Source organism: Pedobacter caeni, from assembly GCF_900129215.1.
In the GTDB taxonomy this organism is placed as follows: Bacteria; Bacteroidota; Bacteroidia; order Sphingobacteriales; family Sphingobacteriaceae; genus Pedobacter; species Pedobacter caeni.
The window spans coordinates 1-20,031 of the sequence record NZ_FQUQ01000001.1 but is presented as its reverse complement, the minus strand read 5'-3'; the positions used below and the strand labels follow the sequence as shown (position 1 = coordinate 20,031).

Sequence of the window (20,031 nt, the reverse complement as noted above, 5' to 3'; positions counted from 1 at the left end):
TATCTTCTTTTATTCTCAAAATCTGAGCATTTCATTTTCAAAATCTGATTACATCGTTTTGAGCATCTTTTTCAATTGTTCTCTTGCCTTAAAGAGGTTCGACTTAGACGTTCCTACTGAGATAGAGAGCATGGAAGAGATCTCCTCATGAGAAAATCCATCAATCGCAAACAGGTTAAAAACGGTTCGGTAAGCAACGGAAAGTTTTTGCACCAGTTTAATCAGGTCTTCATAATGTATTTGAGTAAGGATGTTTTCCTGATCCTCCAGCTCATGTTTTGCATTTAATTCTTCCATTTCCATACGCCTTATTTGCTTTCTGTAATGATCTATTGAAGTATTGATCATGATGGTACTCAGCCAGGGCTTAAAAGGTTTTGTCTTATCGTATCGGTGAATATTTATAAATACCCTCAAAAAGCCATCATTTACGAGTTCAACAGCTTCATCTTTATCTTTCGCATAGCGAATACACATCCTCATGGCATAGCTGTAATAGCCCTGATAAAGCCCCTTCTGACTTTTCCGGTCTTTCTTCTTACAGCCATCTATTAGTTCCTGAATGATTGATTCGTCCACGTAAAAAATTTAAATCATCTATACCTACAAGTACGGAGGCAACCTGAAATAGGTTGCCTCTGTATTGAAATTTAGTGAAATATTTTTTTAGAATTGCACCAGGGTAAATAAAAGCAAGGCTATTTCCCCTTACTCCGGTTTCTGTTGAGTTTGATTTTAATCTTTCCGTCTTCCCCGTCTGTGGCCAGCAGGTGAAGTACAATTCCCTTCATTCTGCGTTCCTGAATCTCTTTCTTATCAGTAATGTCTTCGTCTTTTTTAGGGTTCCTAAGCGGCACATCAAGTTCTATATTCGTTCCGGTCGACATAGAATAGACTCCGGCGACATCCATATTCAGGATACTCGAATTGATCTGCATTGGATTGATCGTAATCCTTGGCCCGCGGATATCAAATTTACCGTTTAGGTTTTCAAAGGTGATGTTGTCCAGATCCCTGAAAGGAAAAGCAAATTTTCCAACATTTTTGATCGGATCAAACCGGAGTAAAGCACCTCTTTTAACATCAAAGACCACATTCCCATTCAGGGAGTTGGTCACCAATCTTCCCTGATCGGTGATTGTTCCACCAATTTTTGTTTTAGAATACAAGTATCCTTTCAGGTTCTTTGAAGTGAGGCTCGTCATCCCGAAGTTATCAAAAGAATAAAAGAAATTCTTAATGTCGACATTGCTCAGGGTAGTATTGATCAGGAAATGATTGAACTTCCCTTTCTGTGAAATGTTTCCATCTACTTTCAATGAGCCTCCTCCATGTTTCACACTGATATTTTTAAGTCCGATTCCGGATTCTGAAAGGAACAGGTCTGCAGTTGCATCCGTGGCCAAAAATTTATTATAATACACTTTTGCTACCCTTAAATGCATATCCACCATACTCTTCTCGAAAAGTTCATTCATATCCTGAGAGAAGTTTGTACTTTTCGTCTGTCGCTTCACTTTCTTTGCCGTCTTACGGGTGCCCAGGAAGCCCAGAAACTCTCCAAGATGCAATTCCGGACTCGTCACCTTCCAGGTCAGTAAGATCTTCTCCGGTGCCGTATAATAAAGGTTTAAAAAGTTGCGGATCGTTCCATCCATCATCACCACACTCCTGCCACTCTGCAGCCTGATATTTTTAATAAAAAGATCATTACTTGTAAAATTGAGGGAGATCGCGGTGTTCGTAAAATTCAACTTTCTTGGAACATAACTTACGTCTGCATTGGTAATGTCAACCACTCCGGTTACGATGGGTTTCGATAATTTAAAAGCGACAATATCCGCCTTATAGGCCAGCTTAACATTCGCCGTGCCCCTGGTGAATTTCAAGGTTTCTTCACCAATTGCTTTATTCAGCTTCGAAATTTCAAATTTGGACCTGAAAACACCTGTCGCAATCGGCTTATCCAGGTTATGTATAAATACCGTATCAATTGAAAAAGGCATTTCACTATAGCTCCCTTTGAACTGATAGAGCTTAATGGCCGAATTTTCATCCGTAAACCCCTTACCATTGAGGTAATTATTGGTAAAAACCCCTCTAAAATTACAGCTGTCAATTACGGCTCCCGGGGTGGTCAGTACGTTATCTTTTACCAGTGCGGTTACATTGATGGCAGGATCGCCTCCCGGCCCCATATTTCCGGCAATGGTACAGGTCACATCGATTGGTGCTTTCAGGTCGAACATGTTAAGTTTTGAGCTGATATTGGGTGCCAGTAATGCCGAAGCATCTCTCCAGAGTATTCCCGGAGCTTTAATGTTAATCTTAAAATCAGTATTCTCTTTTGAGGTGTCAAATTTAGCTCCGATGAGGAAAGGATCTTTTCCAATGTTCAATTGGTTTTCTGCTACATCAATGATTCCGCTATCCTCATTATAATTTATTTTAAAAGGACCTTCCAGCATTTTATCCTTGATGAAACTTCCTCTTCTCGTATTAAAAGCCAGACTTCTGGCCATGGTTTTCAACTTCAGCTTTGCTTCCCATCCCGAGAAGGAATAGTCCATCTCCCCTTTCAGCTCGTCGACATCAAACTGAAAAAGCTTGTGCCCTTTTTTATTGTCGACCACAAAACTCACCTGATTCAGACTGAATTTCTTAAGCCTCGCATCCGAACCGCCTTCATCAGTTTCCGGCTCTTTCTTTTTATCTTTCTTTCTGAAGATTGCCGTATTGCTATACCCGTTGCTATCTGTAAAAAGATAAATGGTTGCATTACTGATTCCGATCTTTTTAATCTCTATTGTTCCCGTTAAAAGGGCCATGGTATTTACAGAAACGTCGAAATCTTTTGCATCCAGCAGGGTGTGGTGGTGATTTTTCCAGAGGCTATCCTTCATGACAACATTTTTCAGGCTGATGGAAACACCCGGAAATCCTTTAAAAAAGGTAGGCTCCATATTGCCGATCGTCAGCGATCCATTGAGGTTCTTATTCAGCTGTTTTGTAATTGTTCCCAGCAATTCTTTCTTATTCGCATTGACATACAATCCGAGCGCGATGAAAACAATTAAGATCAGGGCCACCAGGCCACCTAATATCTTCAGCGTAATTTTAGACCAGCGAGGTAGTTTTTCCATTTAAATAGCTAACGTTTTTGAGCATTAAATTGTTTTCAGGCATTATACACAGGGAGTAATACCAATAATACAAAAAATATGCCTTAATAAATCCAACACCCTGTAACCTGCTTTCCTTTCTTCACGTCACAGCGTTATACTTACGTAAACCATGACCTTAGAGATTAAAAACCTAACCAAACAATACAACAAACAGAAAACAGGATTATCCGATTTTTCCATCCGGATAGACAAAGGAATATTGGGATTACTCGGCCCTAATGGTGCCGGAAAATCCACCCTGATGAAAATTATAGCCACCATTAGTAAACCCACCGGGGGAACCGTATTTCTAAATGGGGAAGATATTGTGAAAAAACCGGATACCATCCGGAAAACATTAGGTTATCTGCCTCAGGATTTCGGGGTATATCCCAACCTGAATGCTTATGAGTTTCTGGAATATATTGCCGCTATGAAAGGCGTTGGAGGCTCTGGTCTACGCAAACGGATTGATATGTTACTCGATGGCGTTAACCTGACCGCAGATGCAAAACGACCAATAGGCAGTTATTCCGGAGGGATGAAGCAGCGGATCGGAATTGCCCAGACCTTACTCAATGACCCCAAAGTATTGATCTTTGATGAGCCTACAGTAGGTCTTGATCCGGAAGAAAGGGTCAGGTTCCGTGAGCTGATCTCTGAAATGGCCAGTGATGCCATTGTCATCCTTTCTTCTCATATTGTATCCGATATTGAAACCATTGCCGACGATGTGGCCATCATGAAGAACGGAACCTTAATTGATAAGGCCGTACCTTCAGAACTGATCAGAAGAATTGAAAACAGGGTTTTTGAAACCAGCATTGCTCATTCTGATCTGGAGCTTTTTAAAGCAAAACACCTTGTGATTAATACCAGCAGACAGGTAGAAAAGATCCAAATACGCTATATATCCTCCTCTTCTGAAGCCGAACCCGGAGCAAAAAAAGTAACTGCCGGCCTGGAAGATGTCTATTTATTTTTAACGCAATCTCAGCACTAAGATTTTGAACTATCTATATCCCATTATTAAAGCAGACTACCTGCAACGCAGCCGCAGTTATGCCTTCCTCATTACGCTTGCCGTAACCGTTTATGCAGCTTACTCCTTTGTCCCTACTCCGGATGCAAGCTATACGACTTTTACTATAGATGGCTACAGAGGTGTTTACAACTCTGCCTGGGTAGGACATGTATCGGCAATGATGAGTACACTAGTCCTCTCCCTATGTGGTTTTTTCCTTGTGAATAGCGGGATCAAAAAAGACATTGAAACGGAGGTTGGATTAATCATTGCAACCACTCAGATCTCAAATTTCGGCTACCTGTTGAGCAAGCTCCTGAGCAATCTGCTGGTCCTGCTCACGATTTCAGCTTGTGCGCTTTTAATGGGCATCCTCATGTTTTTTATCCGAAGTCATGGCTATCCATTTCATATCAGCGACTTCCTGCTTCCTTACTTCCTGATGGTGGTTCCGGCAATGTTTCTGGTCTCCGGGCTTGCCATACTGGCTGAAGTCTTTTTAGGCCGAAAAACTGTACTGCATTGCATCTTTTATATTGCTCTTTTTGGTGGCATCATGAGTAATGTCAATAGCAACAATAACAATCCGATAGAGGTCATCACCGATGGTTTTGGAATAAGAACCGTAGTCAATAGTGTTAAAAACAAAGTGAATACTCAGTTTAATGAAAACATAGAAAACGTATCCCTGGGCTATACCATTCACCTCGGAAAAAAAGATTATAAAACGTTTGAATGGAATGGTGTTTCATGGACTGGATTCTACCTGTTCAGCAGGGCTTTATGGATAGGCATGATCCTTTCCCTGGTGTATTTATCCTCCTCTTTCTTCCATCGTTTTGATTTTAAACAAACGGTCAGAAAGAAAAAAGAAAAAGACCAGGAAAGTCTTTTGAAAGCAACGACCGCTGCCCGAACCCGTTTTGATAAATTTACACTTCCGGCAGTAGTCCCTGCTTATGGGATCTTTCCATTCATCAAAACGGAATTACTGCTGATGGTCAGGAAAGATTCAAAATGGTTATGGTTTCTTAATATAGGTTTATGGATAGCCACCCTGTTCGTTCCTTTACATTTTGCTTATACCTTTTTACTTCCGGTATTGCTCTTCCTTCAGGTGGGCAGAATATCAGAGCTCGTGACAAAGGAAAAAACAAACAGGCTTCATTATTTCACTTATGCTTCGTACAAACCGCTACAGCGAATGCTACCGGCACAAATTATTGCAGGCTTCAGTCTGCTTATTGTATTGTCCTTGCCTGTTATTTGTCGTTTATTCCTGACTTCAGGCCACATGGCTGCCATCCAGATCATAAATGGATGTTTACTGATTGTGATGCTCAGCACCTTTCTTGGTATTGTTAGCGGCAGCAAGAAGCTATTTGAAATCTTGTTTTTTGCGCTTACTTATCTTGCTTTTCAGGGTCTGGCTGTAGCGCATTATCTTGGTGCACTGCCTCATGAAAACTACAAGGGTTTCATACTGAGTATCCTGATGATCAATGTGGCTTTATTGATTTGCAGCTTTGCGATAAGAAATTATCAGACGAGAAACTTATAGTTCTTCCTGAATCTCATCCATATCCTCCTTATCCAGCTTTATCTTCCTTTTTAATGGTTGATATTGCTGATCAGGATATTTAGTAATGGCAAGCAGTAAGTATTTATCCAGTATTTTGTTCCGGAATTTATCCTTTCGGTTTAATATGTTTTCAAAAAGGTTTAATGTCTCCTGATTTGGATATTTAGCCAATGCCAGAAAGCAGGCTTTCCAGTTTGGAAAACTATAGTTATCATTTTTTTCGCCATCTTCAAATACCTTTTTCACATATGGGTAAAAGAAATTATCCGAAAATTCTGTTACCGCAGCTAAGGCATGAAACTTAGTCGTATCCTGTGCAAAGAAGGTCGAAATTAAGTTCCTGTCATTTTGATTTTTATATTTAGCCAACTGTACCAAAGCGAATCCGTTCTGCTCGTTTTCGACCAGTTTTCTGATTAGACTATAGTGTTCAACGGTGTTTTCTAATCGGCTTATCGCTGCGTTTTTCACATGAGACTTCATCGATTTGTCCAGAATAAGAACACGGTCTATCGCATCCAACTGTTGTTTACTAAACCTACTGTGTGTAGGATAAAGGTGATCGAGGCTTACTTCATCTATTAAATAGTCTGCAACAGGCCTCGTCATTTGAATACAGCCATCCATTGTGGTAACAGCGGAAGTATCCTTCAAATGATTCATTAAAACCGGAAATGCAAGATCAGCATTTTTATCTGCCAATGCGAGAAATGAATAACAGCGAACTGCGGCACTTTTGTGGTTCATAAAAGTCAGCAATTGTGCGGTTGTAGCCATTTCATGAAGCTTTTCGTACCTCTTCCATTGCCTCGGCGTTACACGGTTTTCGCCTATAAAAGCACTTTGAACTTCACCGTCTGTGGCAATTTCAGCAACAATTTGATCGAGGGCAGTGAAACCCGCTGGAACGAACAAGTCAGTCTGCTCAGCATCTGCACTCTGTTCCTGTCTCTTACAGGAACAGAGTGCAATTGCCAAAGCCAGAAATACTATTTTAAAAGATATTTTCATTAAAACCGGATGTGTTTCTAATTAATCTATGGAAGCCATATCAATCACAAAACGGTAGTGAACATCTCCTTTTAAGGTTCTTTCATATGCTTCATTGATCTGGTCCATGCGGATCATTTCCACATCTGAAGTGATGTTATGTTCAGCACAATAATCCAGCATTTCCTGAGTTTCTTTAATCCCTCCTACCAATGAACCAACAAGGCTCCTGCGTCCCATAATCAAATGAAAAGCCGATACGTCGGATGGTGTTGGTGGAACACCCAGCAAAACCATTACCCCATTGGTGTTCAGTAAAGCGAGGTATTCGTTATAATCATGCTCTGCCGATACCGTATCGATGATAAAATCAAAAGTATTGGCCAGGCCTTGCATCGTTTCCTTTTCTGTAGTCAGTGCAAAATGATGGGCGCCCAGTTCTGCTGCATCTTTGGCTTTACCTGGAGAACGGCTCAGCATGGTTACCTCAGCACCCATTGAAGCAGCGATTTTAACCGCCATATGCCCTAAGCCACCCAATCCAACAACGGCAAGTTTATCTCCTTTTTTTACTCCCCAATATTTTAACGGTGAGTATGTGGTAATACCGGCACACAACAGCGGAGCAACCTTTTCTAAAGGCAGCTTATCAGAAACATTCAGCACAAAGTCTTGTGTCACTACGATATGCGTGGAGTATCCGCCATAGGTAATTGTTTTCTTGTCCTGCTCAAAAGAGTTATAGGTTTGAGAATGGCCATTTTCACAATATTGTTCCTGATGGTCTTTACAGTTCCCACAATGTCCACATGAATCGACAAAGCAGCCTACCCCTACCGTGTCCCCCACTTTAAAACGACTCACATTTGCGCCTACACGGCTCACTTTTCCAACAACCTCATGGCCGGGTACAACCGGATACATCGTCCCTCCCCATTCATTTCTTGCGGTATGAATGTCTGAATGACATACTCCGCAATACAGGATTTTAATTTCTACATCGTCGGCTCCTGGTTCGCGACGCGTTAATTGATAAGGTTCAAGTGGTTTATCTGCCTTCTGTGCGGCATAAGCTTTTACTAGAGTCATATTTTTTATGGTTAATTGGGATGTATGGTCAAGTCAATTAGAAATATATAATAACTAAAATAGGAAAAATGTTTTCAGTATTTTTTAGTCGGAGCCTTCATCAACTCTTTAACTGCTTCTACACCCAAAGTCACACTGCTGGTATAACCTTTAACTGCTACAACACGGTTCATCATCACATCCGAGTAATCTACCATAGCCAATCCTGCTGCTTCTTTATTCTACTTATTCCATACATGAATAAAAAACACCCTAATTTGTTCGCGGTAGTTTTTTAGCCATTCATTTTTTGAGATTGTAGATCTTTAGTAATTAAAGTTTTCAGTTCTGAACAATTATCAATATGAGAAATATGCTGTTCTAAAAAAGGCATCTCCATATGATATGCCTTATAATTTTTCATGTAGATTTTTATACGTTCCGAACTGAATTTCCCTGTGTGAAGTTGAAATTCAAAACGATCAATGTGGCGAAAATAAATAAATCCAAATTCAGCGGTCCAGATTCCTTTTTTGGAAATTCTAAAAACTATTTTATTTCTTTTAAATCCTCGATAAACAGGAAACAAACTGATCAATATTATTAAAATCCCATAGATGGTATTTATTTCAAAAAGAATATAAAGCCCATATAAAAACATTAGTATACCGAAAATACTTAAAATTAAAGGTTGTTTGGTTTCATAATAGTCCCGATAAAATTGCTCTTTATCAATTTCTAGTTTGGTGGAAATATTGTTTTCATAGCTTTGTCGAAATTTAAGACGTTGCTTGCTTGTCATCTTTCAGTCTTGTTATGATCGTCAGTCTTTGATGTCACTAATCGTGTTTTATTCTGTTATTCGCTTTCTATTTACATTATACAATTCAAAATTTGGATGTTTCCAGAAATTTTCCAATTCCAATTTAGATATTACTTCAATTTCTGAAGAATATATAGGGTAAATTCCTTTAATATAAATCTTGTATTCAGCACCAATATCAATATCTTGATAATCGCTTTTATTCTTGAAAATTGATGGGGCAAACACTAAAAATCCGTCCATTTCTGAATCATCAGAAATCTTTTCTTGAAAATCAATAGGATTACCATAAGAAAATGGACATTTACCTCTTAGCCAATTTGCTAAATAACCTGAAACCCGTCCCCAGGCAAAACTATCTGATTTAACAGTTAAAGTAATTTCAGGTCTGCCATTTTTCCAGTCAGGATGGTTTCCCAAAGAAAGTCCATAAGTAAATGAGGTGATCATTCCTTTCCTGGGAATATTTTCGTATACAATTGTTGATACACCGGGAAGTAAGCTATCTAAACTATCCTCTTTGAATAGAAGGGGCTTTTTCTTAAAAATTCCATTCAAATGGTTTAAATATTGTTCAGCAGGTGATAACTTTTTTTTAAATAAATTTTTAAACATTTAATTTCTGGTTTTTCAATATTACTGACAACTTTAAAATATTTGCGATTTCGGACAGGAACAAAACATCAACACAAACCACACTCTAATATGAGAATTATTTAACAGGAAACTATTAAAAAAAAGTTTGATGATAATAACCCCTGGGCTTTTAATGTTCAATAGAATTATCCAAAACTTTTATACAACAAAGGGCCATTAGTGTGAAAACCAATGGCCCTTTTTATATATTAAGCTGAATTGTTCCTTAATCTGCAGTCAGCAAATTTAAAGTCGCTGTAGTATTTGTTCTGATTTCTTCCGTCAGCTTTACATTATTACTCAGCAATTGTCCGTAAGAAGGAATCATTTGTTTCAGTTTAGCCTGCCATTCCGGGCTTTTCGATTGTTCGCCAAAGCAACGTTCCATTAGGGTAACCATAATTGATACCGCAGTAGAAGCACCAGGAGAAGCACCCAATAGCGCAGCAATAGATCCATCAGCAGCAGTTACCATCTCTGTTCCAAATTCCAGAATTCCACCATGCTCTTCATCTTTCTTGATCACCTGAACACGCTGACCAGCTGTTTCCAGTTCCCAATCTTCCATTTTTGCGGTTGGAAGGTATTCTCTCAAAGCTTCCATCCTATCTTCCGGAGACTGGCGCACCTGATTGATCAGGTATTTTGTCAGTGGAAGATTATCCAATCCGGCAGAGATCATCGGGCGGATATTGTTTACTTTAATAGATAGCGGAAGATCCAGCAAAGAACCATGTTTTAAGAAACGGGTTGAGAAACCTGCATAAGGACCGAAGAGCAAAGCTCTTTTGCCATCGATCATTCTCGTATCCAAATGTGGAACAGACATCGGTGGCGCACCAACCGAGGCTTTACCATATACTTTAGCGTCGTGGTGTGCGATGACATCAGGGTTGATACATTTCAACCATTGTCCGCTTACCGGGAAACCACCAAAACCTTTACCTTCAGGGATGTCAGATTTCTCCAACAATGGAAGAGATCCGCCACCAGCTCCGATAAATACAAATTTGGCTTTAACCACTCTTTTATCTCCGGTCGCCTCGTTCTTCACCTTTACTTCCCACAGACCGTTCTTTTGTTTTAGTTTTTTAACTTCATGATGAAAATGCATGTTTACATTTTCTTTTTTCTGAAGGTGGTTGAACATCATTCTGGTTAATGCGCCAAAATTCACGTCCGTTCCAAGCGTCATTCTTGTCGCCGCTACCTTTTCGGCAGGATCACGCTGATCCATCACCAATGGCATCCACTTTTTCAGTTGTTCAGGATCTTCAGAATAGGTCATTCCCTGGAAAAGCAGACTTTCCTGAAGTCTGGCATAGCGTTCCTTCAAAAATTCCACATTTTTCTCCCCCCAGACAAAGCTGATATGAGGAATGCTTTTAATAAATGTTTCGGGAGATCCTACGAGGTTATTTTCAACCAGGAAAGACCAAAACTGCTTGGATACTTCAAAAGATTCTGCAATAGCTACTGCTTTTGCGGTCTCTACTGAGCCATCCTCCTTTTGTGGAGTATAGTTTAATTCACAAAAAGCAGAATGCCCTGTTCCGGCGTTGTTCCAGGCATCGGAACTTTCCGCAGCAGCAACATCCAGTCTTTCAAAAATTTCTATGGTGATATCCGGCTGCAATTCTTTGAGTAACATCCCTAGTGTTGCGCTCATTATCCCTGCTCCAATCAATACAACATCCGCAGTTTTTTCCGAATTACTATTCTTACGAGTCATTTATTTGAATTTTTGTGCAAAAATACAATACATAATCAAATAATACTTCAAAAAATCAGATGTTTTCCTAATTATTTCTCTCTTTTTTTGAACAGCCCCAAAAATGAGACACACACTTACACCAAAATTTCATTACTTCTAATTTTATTGCGTATATTGACACCCTTCTTTCTTGTGATCTCGTATTATTCACAAAAAGAATAGAACGGCATTCAACTTCAACCTTGTTCATCCCTTTGTCATTTTTAGTTTGAGTGCTAAACTTTATATCACTCCTTCAAAAAATGAAAATCCAAAGCTCCTGCTCTGGTTAATCATGAATAGGGCTGAAATAAAGGAACTCCTCCTGCACGCTCCCGGTTGAGTCCTGAATTTAATGAATACTGATTGAATATTGATTAGAGGTTGCCAGGTCCTTATCAGGTCAAATGGCCCTTTAAAAGTCGAAATAAGCTATTCCTGATTTCATAGATCATTCCGCTCAATAGCGAACTCTTCAGGGTGTGTACCAGCACCTTTCCGAAATCAATTGTTTCTTAATTGATAATTTATTTATATATTGTAGTATTATAAATTAATCTATTAATCATGGCAATTTTAAAACCCGGCCCTTATGGCCATCCAAATGGAAAAATCGGCAATATGGTATTTTATGTACTAAACGGACAAAATGTAAGCAGAACCATAGGTGATCCTGGTAAACCAAGCAAAAAACAATTGGGAAATCAGCAATCTATGAGCCTTACCATGCAACTCATCAAACCAATGAAAGATTTCATCAACATTGGTTTTGGTCTGGAGGCTGCAGGTACGGTCAAAAATGCGTTTAATCTGGCCACCTCTTATAATAAGAAACAGGCGCTGCAGGGCGAGTATCCAGACATCAGCGTGAATTATAGTAAAGTGGTATTAAGTAAAGGCACGCTACCCGCAGCCAAAGGCATCAGTATGGAAAAAACAGATACTGGTGTACTTGTGAACTGGGATCCATATTACCTGGATCGGGAACTCCGGCATGACGACTGTGTGATGATTCTGCTGTACTATCCCCTAAGAAGAAAGGTCCGTTCCTTCCTGAATGCCGCAAGAAGAGAAGAAGGAAAATACCTGATTGAACTGGAAGAAGAATGGCTGAACGAGCCAATAGAGGCTTATATTTCCTTTAAAACTGCCGATGGCAAGGAGGTTTCTGACAGCGTATACATTGGAAATCTAAACGGCAACATAGAAAGTCCGGAAGAAAAAGCCAAACAGGAAAAATATAAAAAGGTAAAAGAAAGATTTGAACAGGTTGAGGCAGATTATATCAGGTTACAACAAAAGGATGAGGGCAGGCATATGGAAAGCAAAGCCTTCAGGCATCTCGAAAAGGAATATCAGGTACTTAAAAAGAAATTAGAGAACCTCCCGGGCAAACCTGTTTAAACCATTTAAACAATGCATAAAGGATAAAATTATCCTGAATAACTGGTTTTCCTAAAAATATGTTTTTAACATTAGAAAATAACTATCTTTCAAAACAATTATAGTTATCCATTTCTGGTTTTAAACACATATATAAAATACTTATGCCCGATAAGATCTTTCCTCAGGTAACTACGTTAAGAAAATTAAGATTTGCCATATTAAAGGCTACAGAGCAATTGAGCACTGAGCAATTGAACCGGATTCCAGATGGTTTTAACAACAATGTCATCTGGAACCTGGCACATTTAATTGCCAGTCAGCAAAATCTATGTTACGGAAAAGCCGGACAGGAACCCCTTGTGCCCGAATCTTTCGTACTTAGCTATAAACCAGGGACAAAACCAGAAGGATTGGTTTCCGCTGAAGAGATTGAACAGATCAAAGCCCTCCTCATCAGCACGACAGATCAACTGGAAACAGACCTTAACACCAGTAAGTTTGACAATTATACTCCCTGGGTGAACAGCTACGGGCTGGAATTAAACAACATCAACGACATCATCAACTATATCCCTCTTCATGAAAGCATGCATTTTGGATATGTAATGGCAATGAAACGTCTCCTAAAATAAACGACATGAAATTATTACTGTTCCCCATTTTATTATTATGGCTGGCCCCCGATGAGCCAATGACCATTGAGCGCGACCGTGACAGATGGAAGCCTTATTATACGGATAGCCCGCCGAATGCCATAGCCAGCAAATGGTACCTTCCCTTTGATGTCGCAAATCGCAAAGATCCTAAACAAATCAAGGTGGTCAGCATTTTTGGTGATCATCGCGACAGCTACCTGAAAGGACATGTGCATACCGCGATAGACATCAATCCTCTAAAACCCAAGAACAAGCTGGTTACCGTTTATCCAATGGCAAAGGGCATAGTTTGCTCTGTTCATCTGGGCGAAAACCAACGAACTGTGGTCATCAAACACAAACTTCCTGATGGAAAAATCATGTTTACTTCCTACAAACACCTAAAAGAGGTATATGTGGCCCAGGGCCAGCAGGTAGATGAAAATGTAAAGATTGCGAGGTTATTTACGCCTGCAGAATCAAAAAAATACGGAGGTGATTACCATCATTTACACCTGGAAATCAGAAAAAGTTTTGACGATTACGGATGCGCCAGCTGGCTGACCATGAATAAAAAACAACTGGACCTCCGTTTTTTCAATCCACTGGTTTTCATTAAGGAAAACCTGAAGCCCTGATAAGTGTTATACCTGTGTACCAATACGATTAAAAATGAGCCTGATTTCCATCAATCCGACCAACGGAAAATTAATCAAATCCTACAAAGAAGATTCTGAAAAACAGGTCTCTGCAAAAATAGAGAAGACACATTCCGCATGGTTAAAATGGAAAGACAGCTCCTTTTCTGACCGCGCAAAATTATTAAGAAATGCCGCAAAGGTCCTTTTGAAGCGGAAACTGGATTTGGCTACCTTGATGGCCAAAGAAATGGGAAAACCCATTGCCCCTGGAATTGCAGAGATCGAGAAATGTGCGGCAGTATGTGATTATTATGCAGAAAATGGCGCAGCGTTCCTCAAAGATGAAATGATTGCAACAGAAGCTTCCAGCAGCTATGTCAGTTTCCAGCCGCTCGGTGTGGTGCTGGCCGTAATGCCCTGGAACTTCCCTTTCTGGCAACTTTTCCGTTTCCTCGCTCCTGCATTAATGGCAGGAAACGGAGGATTACTGAAACATGCTTCCAATGTTACGGGATGTGCACTGGCAATTGAAGAGGTCATCTTAGCCGCTGGTTTTCCAAAAGATATTTTCAATGTACTCCTGATTGGGAGCAAATCTGTAAAACAGGTAATCGCTCATCCATTGGTAAAGGCAGTTACCCTTACCGGAAGTACCGAAGCCGGAAAGCAGGTTGCACAACAGGCAGGCTTCCATTTAAAAAAGACGGTACTTGAGCTTGGCGGAAGCGATCCTTACCTGGTATTGGCCGATGCCGATCTGGAACAGGCTGCAGAGATCTGTATGCAAAGCCGCTTAATCAATAACGGGCAGAGCTGTATTGCCGCAAAGCGGTTTATTCTCGTTAAGGAAATTGAAAAAGAGTTCATCAGGATCTTCCTGGGGAAAATGCAATCGAAGTTAACAGGCGACCCTTTTGAAGAAGGAACTGATCTTGGCCCTATGGCCAGAATGGACCTGAGGAATGAACTGCAACAGCAGGTAACTGCAAACATCAATGCAGGCGCAAAATGTATCCTGGGTGGAAAAATTCCTGATTTTAAAGGCAAACATGCTTACTACACCCCTACTATACTGACCGGAATCAGGAAAGGTATGCCGGCTTATGAAGAAGAAATATTTGGCCCTGTAGCTTTAATTTTCTCGGCAAAAAATGAAGAAGAAGCGATCAGAATCGCGAACGACAGTCCCTTTGGATTGGGGGCAGCAATATTTACTGCAGACAGGAAACATGGAGAAGAACTGGCAGCAAAACGGTTAAATGCAGGTTCCTGCTTTGTCAATTCATTGGTTAAATCAGACCCAAGACTGCCATTTGGAGGAATTAACCAATCCGGTTATGGAAGAGAGCTCAGTGCTTTTGGCATCAGGGAGTTTGTAAATATCAAAACGGTTTATGTAAAATAAAACCAGAGCTTACATCTTATTCCAGCGCGGTAAATGTCCATAGATTCCCTGATAGATCTGGAGGATTTTCGACTTTACCGTTGCGGGCAAATCGTGGTTCTTTTCATCATAAGTTACATACCAATGGACATGCAGTGCTTCGATGTCTTCGATCATCATTTGAACAGGCCAGGAATTTTTACGTTCAATTTCACCAAACTGATACCCATTTAGTAAATTTTCCCGGAGGTCATCGGCAATGTCCTTAGGCTCTTTTACCACCCCTGCTTTCTCTGGTGGACCTGATTTATTAATGTATACCAGCTCCACCCTTCCCTTGGATAGCGCATAAACCAGGTACAAGCCATATTTATCTCTGGTCAGGTTACAAACTTCAACCAAACTGTCCGTTGCCTGAAAAAAGAAATTCCCCTGCTTGTATTTACTCAGCTCATCAAACATAAAATCAAATTTTAGAAATGGATCAGTTAATAGTGCAATTCTAATATAAAAAAATTGAACGCATATCACAAATTAACTTAGAAGACCAAAATATCATCAAACAAACTATGAATTCTTAATATTTGTTTGATCAATAATAATTTCTTAAATTGCGTCAAGATTAACTTCCCAGTGGTCTTAAACTTTAGTAATGGTAGGATGGTATAAACTGCATACCATGTTATCTATGATTTTAAATAAAGGTGAAATAGTCGAACGGATCGTTCGTAATAAAATCGGAATTAGTGAGCTTGCACGAAAACTAAATGTAAGTAGAACTTCTATCTACAACTGGTTTGAACAAGAGTACATTAGCATATATACTATATGCAAAATTGGAAACGCTATTGGGCACGATTTTTCAAATGAATTTCCTGAAGAATTTTCTAAAATAGGAAACAAGACTTTTATAGATTTGTATTTGCAAAAAAATAACACAGAACCATATGCCAGCAATTCTGTGCAGTACTGGATGAATAAATACATCTCTTTACTGGAAAAACACAATGATCTGCTGAACAGGATGAGTAACTCCAATCCTGAAAGCGGAGGACAACCGACAGGAGTTCATCCGGGCACGGTACCGGGGCCTAAAAACTCAGGACAACAATTCTCTCCGCTTTCTCATTGAGCGTTCCGGTCTAAAATACTCTTGGACAGATCAGGGCTCTGGGCACTTTTCCAAAGGCAAGGCCCATCGTCAGTTCATGAGAGCCATTTTGGTTACTTCCTAAATTGCTTGTCACATGATCATAGGAGTAGCCGATCCTAAACCGTTCGCTGACGAAAAACTGAGCAATGCCTGAAAAAGAATTCTCTGTTTCGATCCCAATGGGGCGGTCTTGTTTTTCCCGGAGGTTCAGCCCTGCCCTGAAAGATGCACCAATCCATATTTTATCGTTGAGGATAAACATGGTATTCAGATCCAGGCTGGTTGGCCCTCTAAAATCTTCTTTAATCAGAATGCTGGGCCTCATTCTGAGATCCGGAGAAAAGTTGACCAATGCTCCGGCCATCAGATAAGCATGGCGGCTCCTGATGATGTTTAAGGAAGAGGATTGATTTCTGCGGATCCCTTCTTTAGATCCCGAGAAAATATCCAGTGCAGAGATTCCAAGGTACCAGAAGTCGGAATTATAGAATACACCGAAACGCAGATCAGGGACAATATTACTTTGATTTCCTGTTGGTACAGCTTCATCGCCCTGCTCTATAGTCGTTAGCAATTGTCCTTTCAGGCTATATTGTGCAGCTCCTACCCCTAAACCGAAGCTCAAGCGCTCGGTATCATCGTCGTTGAGCTGTAAGCGATACGCATAATTTGCCGTTGCCGATGTGGAAGATTGCGCACCGATTTTATCAGTGGTGATCTGGAATCCAAGTCCCATTTTGCGATCTCTCGGATCCAGAATGCCATCAATGGAGGCGGTTGCGGTTCGTGGTGCCCCTTCTACCCCTACCCATTGTGCCCTCATCGCCAATTGCACAAACCATTCCTCTTTGTACCCTGCATAAGCAGGATTTACACTGAGGCTGTTGAAAATATATTGGGAAAACTGAATGTTTTGTTGTCCCCTTGCAACTCCGGTTAAGGTGTAGCAAATGTAAACAAGGACCGATGCATATCTGAATGTCTTCATGGTTATAATTATCTTTTAATGAGTACCCAACTTCTACGTATTTCTTCCTTCCCAGCCTTTTTTAGTCTTAAGACATAGAAATAAGTACCTTCATTTAATCCGGCACCATCCCACTCGTCTTTATAGTTTTTATTTTTATAAACTTCATCTCCCCAGCGGTTAAAAATGGAAATCTCTATCGACTCGTAATTCTCTCTTCCTTTGATCAGAAAAGTATCATTCTTACCGTCTCCGTTAGGGGTAAAAGTGTTTGGAATTTCGAGGTCTGCAGGAATGACGTTGATTGTTACGACTGCAACATTTGAAGAAAGCCCGTTGTCATCATTAACCATGTAAGTAAATGTTTCCAGACCTACATATCCTTTATTAGGATGGTAAACAACCTTCCCATCCCTGTTCAGTTGCAGCTTTCCATTTATGGGTTGTACTTTTACATCTACAGTAGCTACATCCAGCGGGAATAAGCTTGGGCGGTCGTTGTTGGTTACCGGCACCATCACCTCGATATCTGCCTTGGTTTTTGCAAAATCATCCACTGCTGAGGGATAACGAATGATATCAACTACTGTAGGATCATCATTGTTTTCATTTGTTCCGGAGATGTCGCTGACCCTGCTGCCAAGGTTGTAGGTTCCTGTAACCTTAGCTGTATTGATTACAGTCCCGGCTCTTTTTTCAATTTCTTTAATCGTGTATGTTGCCGTAACGCTTGTTGACGCACCAGGGCCAAGTTCAGTTAGATTTGGTATGCTGAGGCCTGGAAGTTTAGGGTCAGTAAGCTGTAAATCTTTAAGGGTTATGTTTCCTTTATTGGTAATGAAAAAGGTATAATTGATCGTTCTGTAATCCTGGTTTAAGACACCGGTTTTCACCAAACGGATGATTGGATTTTGCCGGATAGCAACATTTGCAACAGCAGTTCTGGGAGTTGGTGATTCTGTAGATTTCACAGTAGCTATGTTTTGTACTTCTCCAAGGTCTGTATCAGGAGCTCCATTGTTGTCTAAATCTGTCTGAGTAACTACATATGAGGTATGATAGGTCCAGAACTCTCCTTTTTCCAGAATATGATTACCATTATCGCCGGTAGGATTACTTAAATTTCCTCCGGTTAGCGGATCGTTGACGATCAGGTTATGGTGACTGGCATTTGCCACATTGCTAACCGTAATCGTATAATTGATTTGATCTCCTGGAACAGCGACTGAACTGCGATCGGCAGTTTTTGTGATTGAGATGGCCGAACATACAGGAACGAGGACCTTAATTTTAAAAGGAAGACCATCGCAGCCAACACTTAATCCCCGTGGAGTAACGGTATAAATAACTTCTTCCGGGCTCATACCGGTATTAATCAGGCTTGCAGTAATTGCATTTCCAAATCCGTCAACAGCACCGGATACAGTTGTCGGATTTACAGTCCAGGTAAAGGAAGATGGTACTCCATTCCCTCCTCTTATGGTGTTATTTATGTTAAATGACTGCAAGTTGTAGGTAAATGTTGACCTACTGCAACTCAATGTATTGATCTGATCATCAAATCCTTTTGGCACAGGGTTTACAGTAACCGTTGTTGAGGCAGAAACTGCACTTGTACAGCCAGCAGTATTTGTTACATTAACAGTGTATACACCAATTTCAGAAACATCGTAAGTTGGATGGGTAGCGCCAGGAATCAGAATTCCGCTTTTATACCATTGGTTTCCAGTTGCTGAGGAGGAAGTTAAGGTAACTACCCCACCATCACAAAAAGTAGTGGTGCCGGAAGGAGAAATACCAGGTATTACCGGGTAAAGATTTTTGGTAACGGTTATTGGTAAAGAAACAGGACTGATACATCCGTTGGTGTTTGTTTGGATCACGGTGTAAGAACCCGATTCTGTTGCAGTGTAGGTTTGAGCAGTAGCATTGGGGATCATGATGTTGTCTTTGTACCACCGGTTTCCGGTTAAAGCTGAAGAGGTGAGGATTGTGCTTCCGCCTTCGCAGAAAATGGTTGAGGTACGGCTTGTAAGCGTTGGTATGGCAGGTAAAGGATTGACAATAACTTTAACTGTTTTTGCATTGACAGAAATGTTTTCGCAGGTAATGGTGTTTTTTACAGTTACATAATAAGTTGTGGTGATGGTTGGTGTTACCGGATAATCTGAACCGGTGTACACTTTGTTTCTTAACCGGGCATCAGTATACCAGTTAAATACTGCACCAGTAATTGTACTGGTTGCTTTTAAAGTTACACTGCTTCCTAAACAGATTACCTGATCATCAACCTGAATGTCGCTGGCAAGCCCCCTGGGCTGAACTGTAACTGTCACATCTTTTACATTGACTGCAAGGTTTTCACAAACCGCTGTCGATTGAACAGTTACATAATAAGTTGTGGTAATAGTTGGGATTACCGGATAATCTGAACCGGTGTACACCTTGTTTCTTAACTGTGCATCAGTATACCAGTTAAATACTGCACCAGTAATTGTGCTGGTTGCTTTTAAAGTTACATTACCTCCCAGACAGATCGTCTGATCATCAACCTGGATATCAGCAGCAAGGCCTCTTGGTTTAACCTTTACCGTCACCACTTTAGCTTCCGCAACAACGTTCTCGCAGGTGCCAGCGTTCTTTACCGTTACATAGTATTTTACATCAGCAGTTGGTGCAACCACCTCGAAACTTGATCCGGTACCAACCCGGTTAGTAAGGGCAGCTTCACTATACCAGGTAAATACCGCTCCGGTAATTGAACTGGTTGCATTAAGGGTTACACTACTGCCTAAACAAATGGCCTGATCATCAACCTGGATGTC

General features: G+C 40.5%; 18 protein-coding genes. 7 read left to right on the top strand and 11 right to left on the bottom strand.

Annotation, left to right across the window (positions count from 1 at the left end):
* Positions 1-48 precede the first annotated feature (48 nt).
* A complete protein-coding gene (locus tag BUC20_RS00085; RefSeq protein WP_073225863.1) occupies positions 49-579 on the bottom strand; it encodes an RNA polymerase sigma factor in 531 nt (176 codons plus the stop codon).
* A gap of 119 nt (positions 580-698) precedes the next feature.
* Complete coding sequence (locus BUC20_RS00080; protein WP_073225861.1) at positions 699-3,143, bottom strand: AsmA family protein; 2,445 nt, start codon at positions 3,141-3,143, stop codon at positions 699-701.
* 151 nt (positions 3,144-3,294) lie between these two features.
* Between BUC20_RS00080 and BUC20_RS00075 the strand changes: the two genes are divergently transcribed.
* Both BUC20_RS00075 and BUC20_RS00070 read left to right on the top strand, forming a co-directional pair.
* Positions 3,295-4,167, top strand: a complete 873-nt coding sequence (locus tag BUC20_RS00075; protein ID WP_073225858.1) for an ABC transporter ATP-binding protein — start codon at positions 3,295-3,297, stop codon at positions 4,165-4,167.
* A gap of 4 nt (positions 4,168-4,171) precedes the next feature.
* Complete coding sequence (locus BUC20_RS00070) at positions 4,172-5,749, top strand: hypothetical protein (RefSeq protein WP_073225856.1); 1,578 nt, start codon at positions 4,172-4,174, stop codon at positions 5,747-5,749.
* On the opposite strand, the gene BUC20_RS00065 is transcribed toward BUC20_RS00070, so the two are convergent.
* From BUC20_RS00065 to BUC20_RS00045, 6 genes are all read right to left on the bottom strand, one after another.
* The gene (locus BUC20_RS00065) at positions 5,744-6,781 is read right to left on the bottom strand and encodes a hypothetical protein (RefSeq protein WP_073225854.1); all 1,038 of its coding nucleotides are present in this window, start codon (positions 6,779-6,781) and stop codon (positions 5,744-5,746) included. The two genes, BUC20_RS00070 and BUC20_RS00065, sit on opposite strands and share 6 nt — an antisense overlap.
* 21 nt (positions 6,782-6,802) lie before the next feature.
* Positions 6,803-7,849 carry an NAD(P)-dependent alcohol dehydrogenase gene (locus BUC20_RS00060; RefSeq protein ID WP_073225851.1) on the bottom strand — a complete coding sequence of 349 codons (1,047 nt, stop codon included), beginning with the start codon at positions 7,847-7,849 and terminating at the stop codon, positions 6,803-6,805.
* Between the two features lie 74 nt (positions 7,850-7,923).
* Positions 7,924-8,046: a hypothetical protein gene (locus tag BUC20_RS34260; RefSeq protein ID WP_262497402.1), complete on the bottom strand. Its 123-nt coding sequence runs from the start codon at positions 8,044-8,046 to the stop codon at positions 7,924-7,926.
* 77 nt (positions 8,047-8,123) lie between these two features.
* The gene (locus BUC20_RS00055) at positions 8,124-8,630 is read right to left on the bottom strand and encodes a hypothetical protein (protein ID WP_073225849.1); all 507 of its coding nucleotides are present in this window, start codon (positions 8,628-8,630) and stop codon (positions 8,124-8,126) included.
* Between the two features lie 48 nt (positions 8,631-8,678).
* Complete coding sequence (locus tag BUC20_RS00050; protein WP_073225846.1) at positions 8,679-9,266, bottom strand: hypothetical protein; 588 nt, start codon at positions 9,264-9,266, stop codon at positions 8,679-8,681.
* Positions 9,267-9,513: 247 nt separating this feature from the next.
* Positions 9,514-11,019 carry a malate:quinone oxidoreductase gene (locus BUC20_RS00045; protein ID WP_073225844.1) on the bottom strand — a complete coding sequence of 502 codons (1,506 nt, stop codon included), beginning with the start codon at positions 11,017-11,019 and terminating at the stop codon, positions 9,514-9,516.
* A gap of 588 nt (positions 11,020-11,607) precedes the next feature.
* On the opposite strand from BUC20_RS00045, the gene BUC20_RS00040 reads away from it, so the two are divergent.
* The 4 genes from BUC20_RS00040 to BUC20_RS00025 all read left to right on the top strand — a co-directional run bounded on the left by BUC20_RS00040 (position 11,608) and on the right by BUC20_RS00025 (position 15,107).
* Positions 11,608-12,444 (top strand): DUF6266 family protein, encoded by an 837-nt coding sequence (locus BUC20_RS00040; RefSeq protein WP_073225841.1) that lies wholly within the window; start codon positions 11,608-11,610, stop codon positions 12,442-12,444.
* 143 nt (positions 12,445-12,587) lie between these two features.
* On the top strand, positions 12,588-13,058 hold the full coding sequence (locus BUC20_RS00035) for a DinB family protein (RefSeq protein WP_073225838.1): 471 nt from the start codon (positions 12,588-12,590) through the stop codon (positions 13,056-13,058).
* Between the two features lie 5 nt (positions 13,059-13,063).
* Complete coding sequence (locus BUC20_RS00030) at positions 13,064-13,699, top strand: M23 family metallopeptidase (protein WP_073225835.1); 636 nt, start codon at positions 13,064-13,066, stop codon at positions 13,697-13,699.
* A 34-nt stretch (positions 13,700-13,733) separates the two neighbouring features.
* Positions 13,734-15,107, top strand: a complete 1,374-nt coding sequence (locus BUC20_RS00025; protein WP_073225832.1) for an NAD-dependent succinate-semialdehyde dehydrogenase — start codon at positions 13,734-13,736, stop codon at positions 15,105-15,107.
* Between the two features lie 9 nt (positions 15,108-15,116).
* Here BUC20_RS00025 and BUC20_RS00020 read toward each other — a convergent pair whose 3' ends face one another.
* Complete coding sequence (locus tag BUC20_RS00020) at positions 15,117-15,548, bottom strand: hypothetical protein (protein ID WP_073225829.1); 432 nt, start codon at positions 15,546-15,548, stop codon at positions 15,117-15,119.
* 190 nt (positions 15,549-15,738) lie between these two features.
* Here BUC20_RS00020 and BUC20_RS00015 point away from each other — a divergent pair, with 190 nt between their 5' ends.
* Positions 15,739-16,218, top strand: coding sequence for a helix-turn-helix transcriptional regulator (locus BUC20_RS00015; protein ID WP_073225827.1), 480 nt, complete (start codon positions 15,739-15,741; stop codon positions 16,216-16,218).
* Positions 16,219-16,228: 10 nt separating this feature from the next.
* On the opposite strand, the gene BUC20_RS00010 is transcribed toward BUC20_RS00015, so the two are convergent.
* Positions 16,229-17,227: a PorP/SprF family type IX secretion system membrane protein gene (locus BUC20_RS00010; RefSeq protein ID WP_073225824.1), complete on the bottom strand. Its 999-nt coding sequence runs from the start codon at positions 17,225-17,227 to the stop codon at positions 16,229-16,231.
* 8 nt (positions 17,228-17,235) lie between these two features.
* The coding region (locus tag BUC20_RS00005; protein WP_143166646.1) for an Ig-like domain-containing protein at positions 17,236-20,031 on the bottom strand (2,796 nt) is incomplete at its 5' end.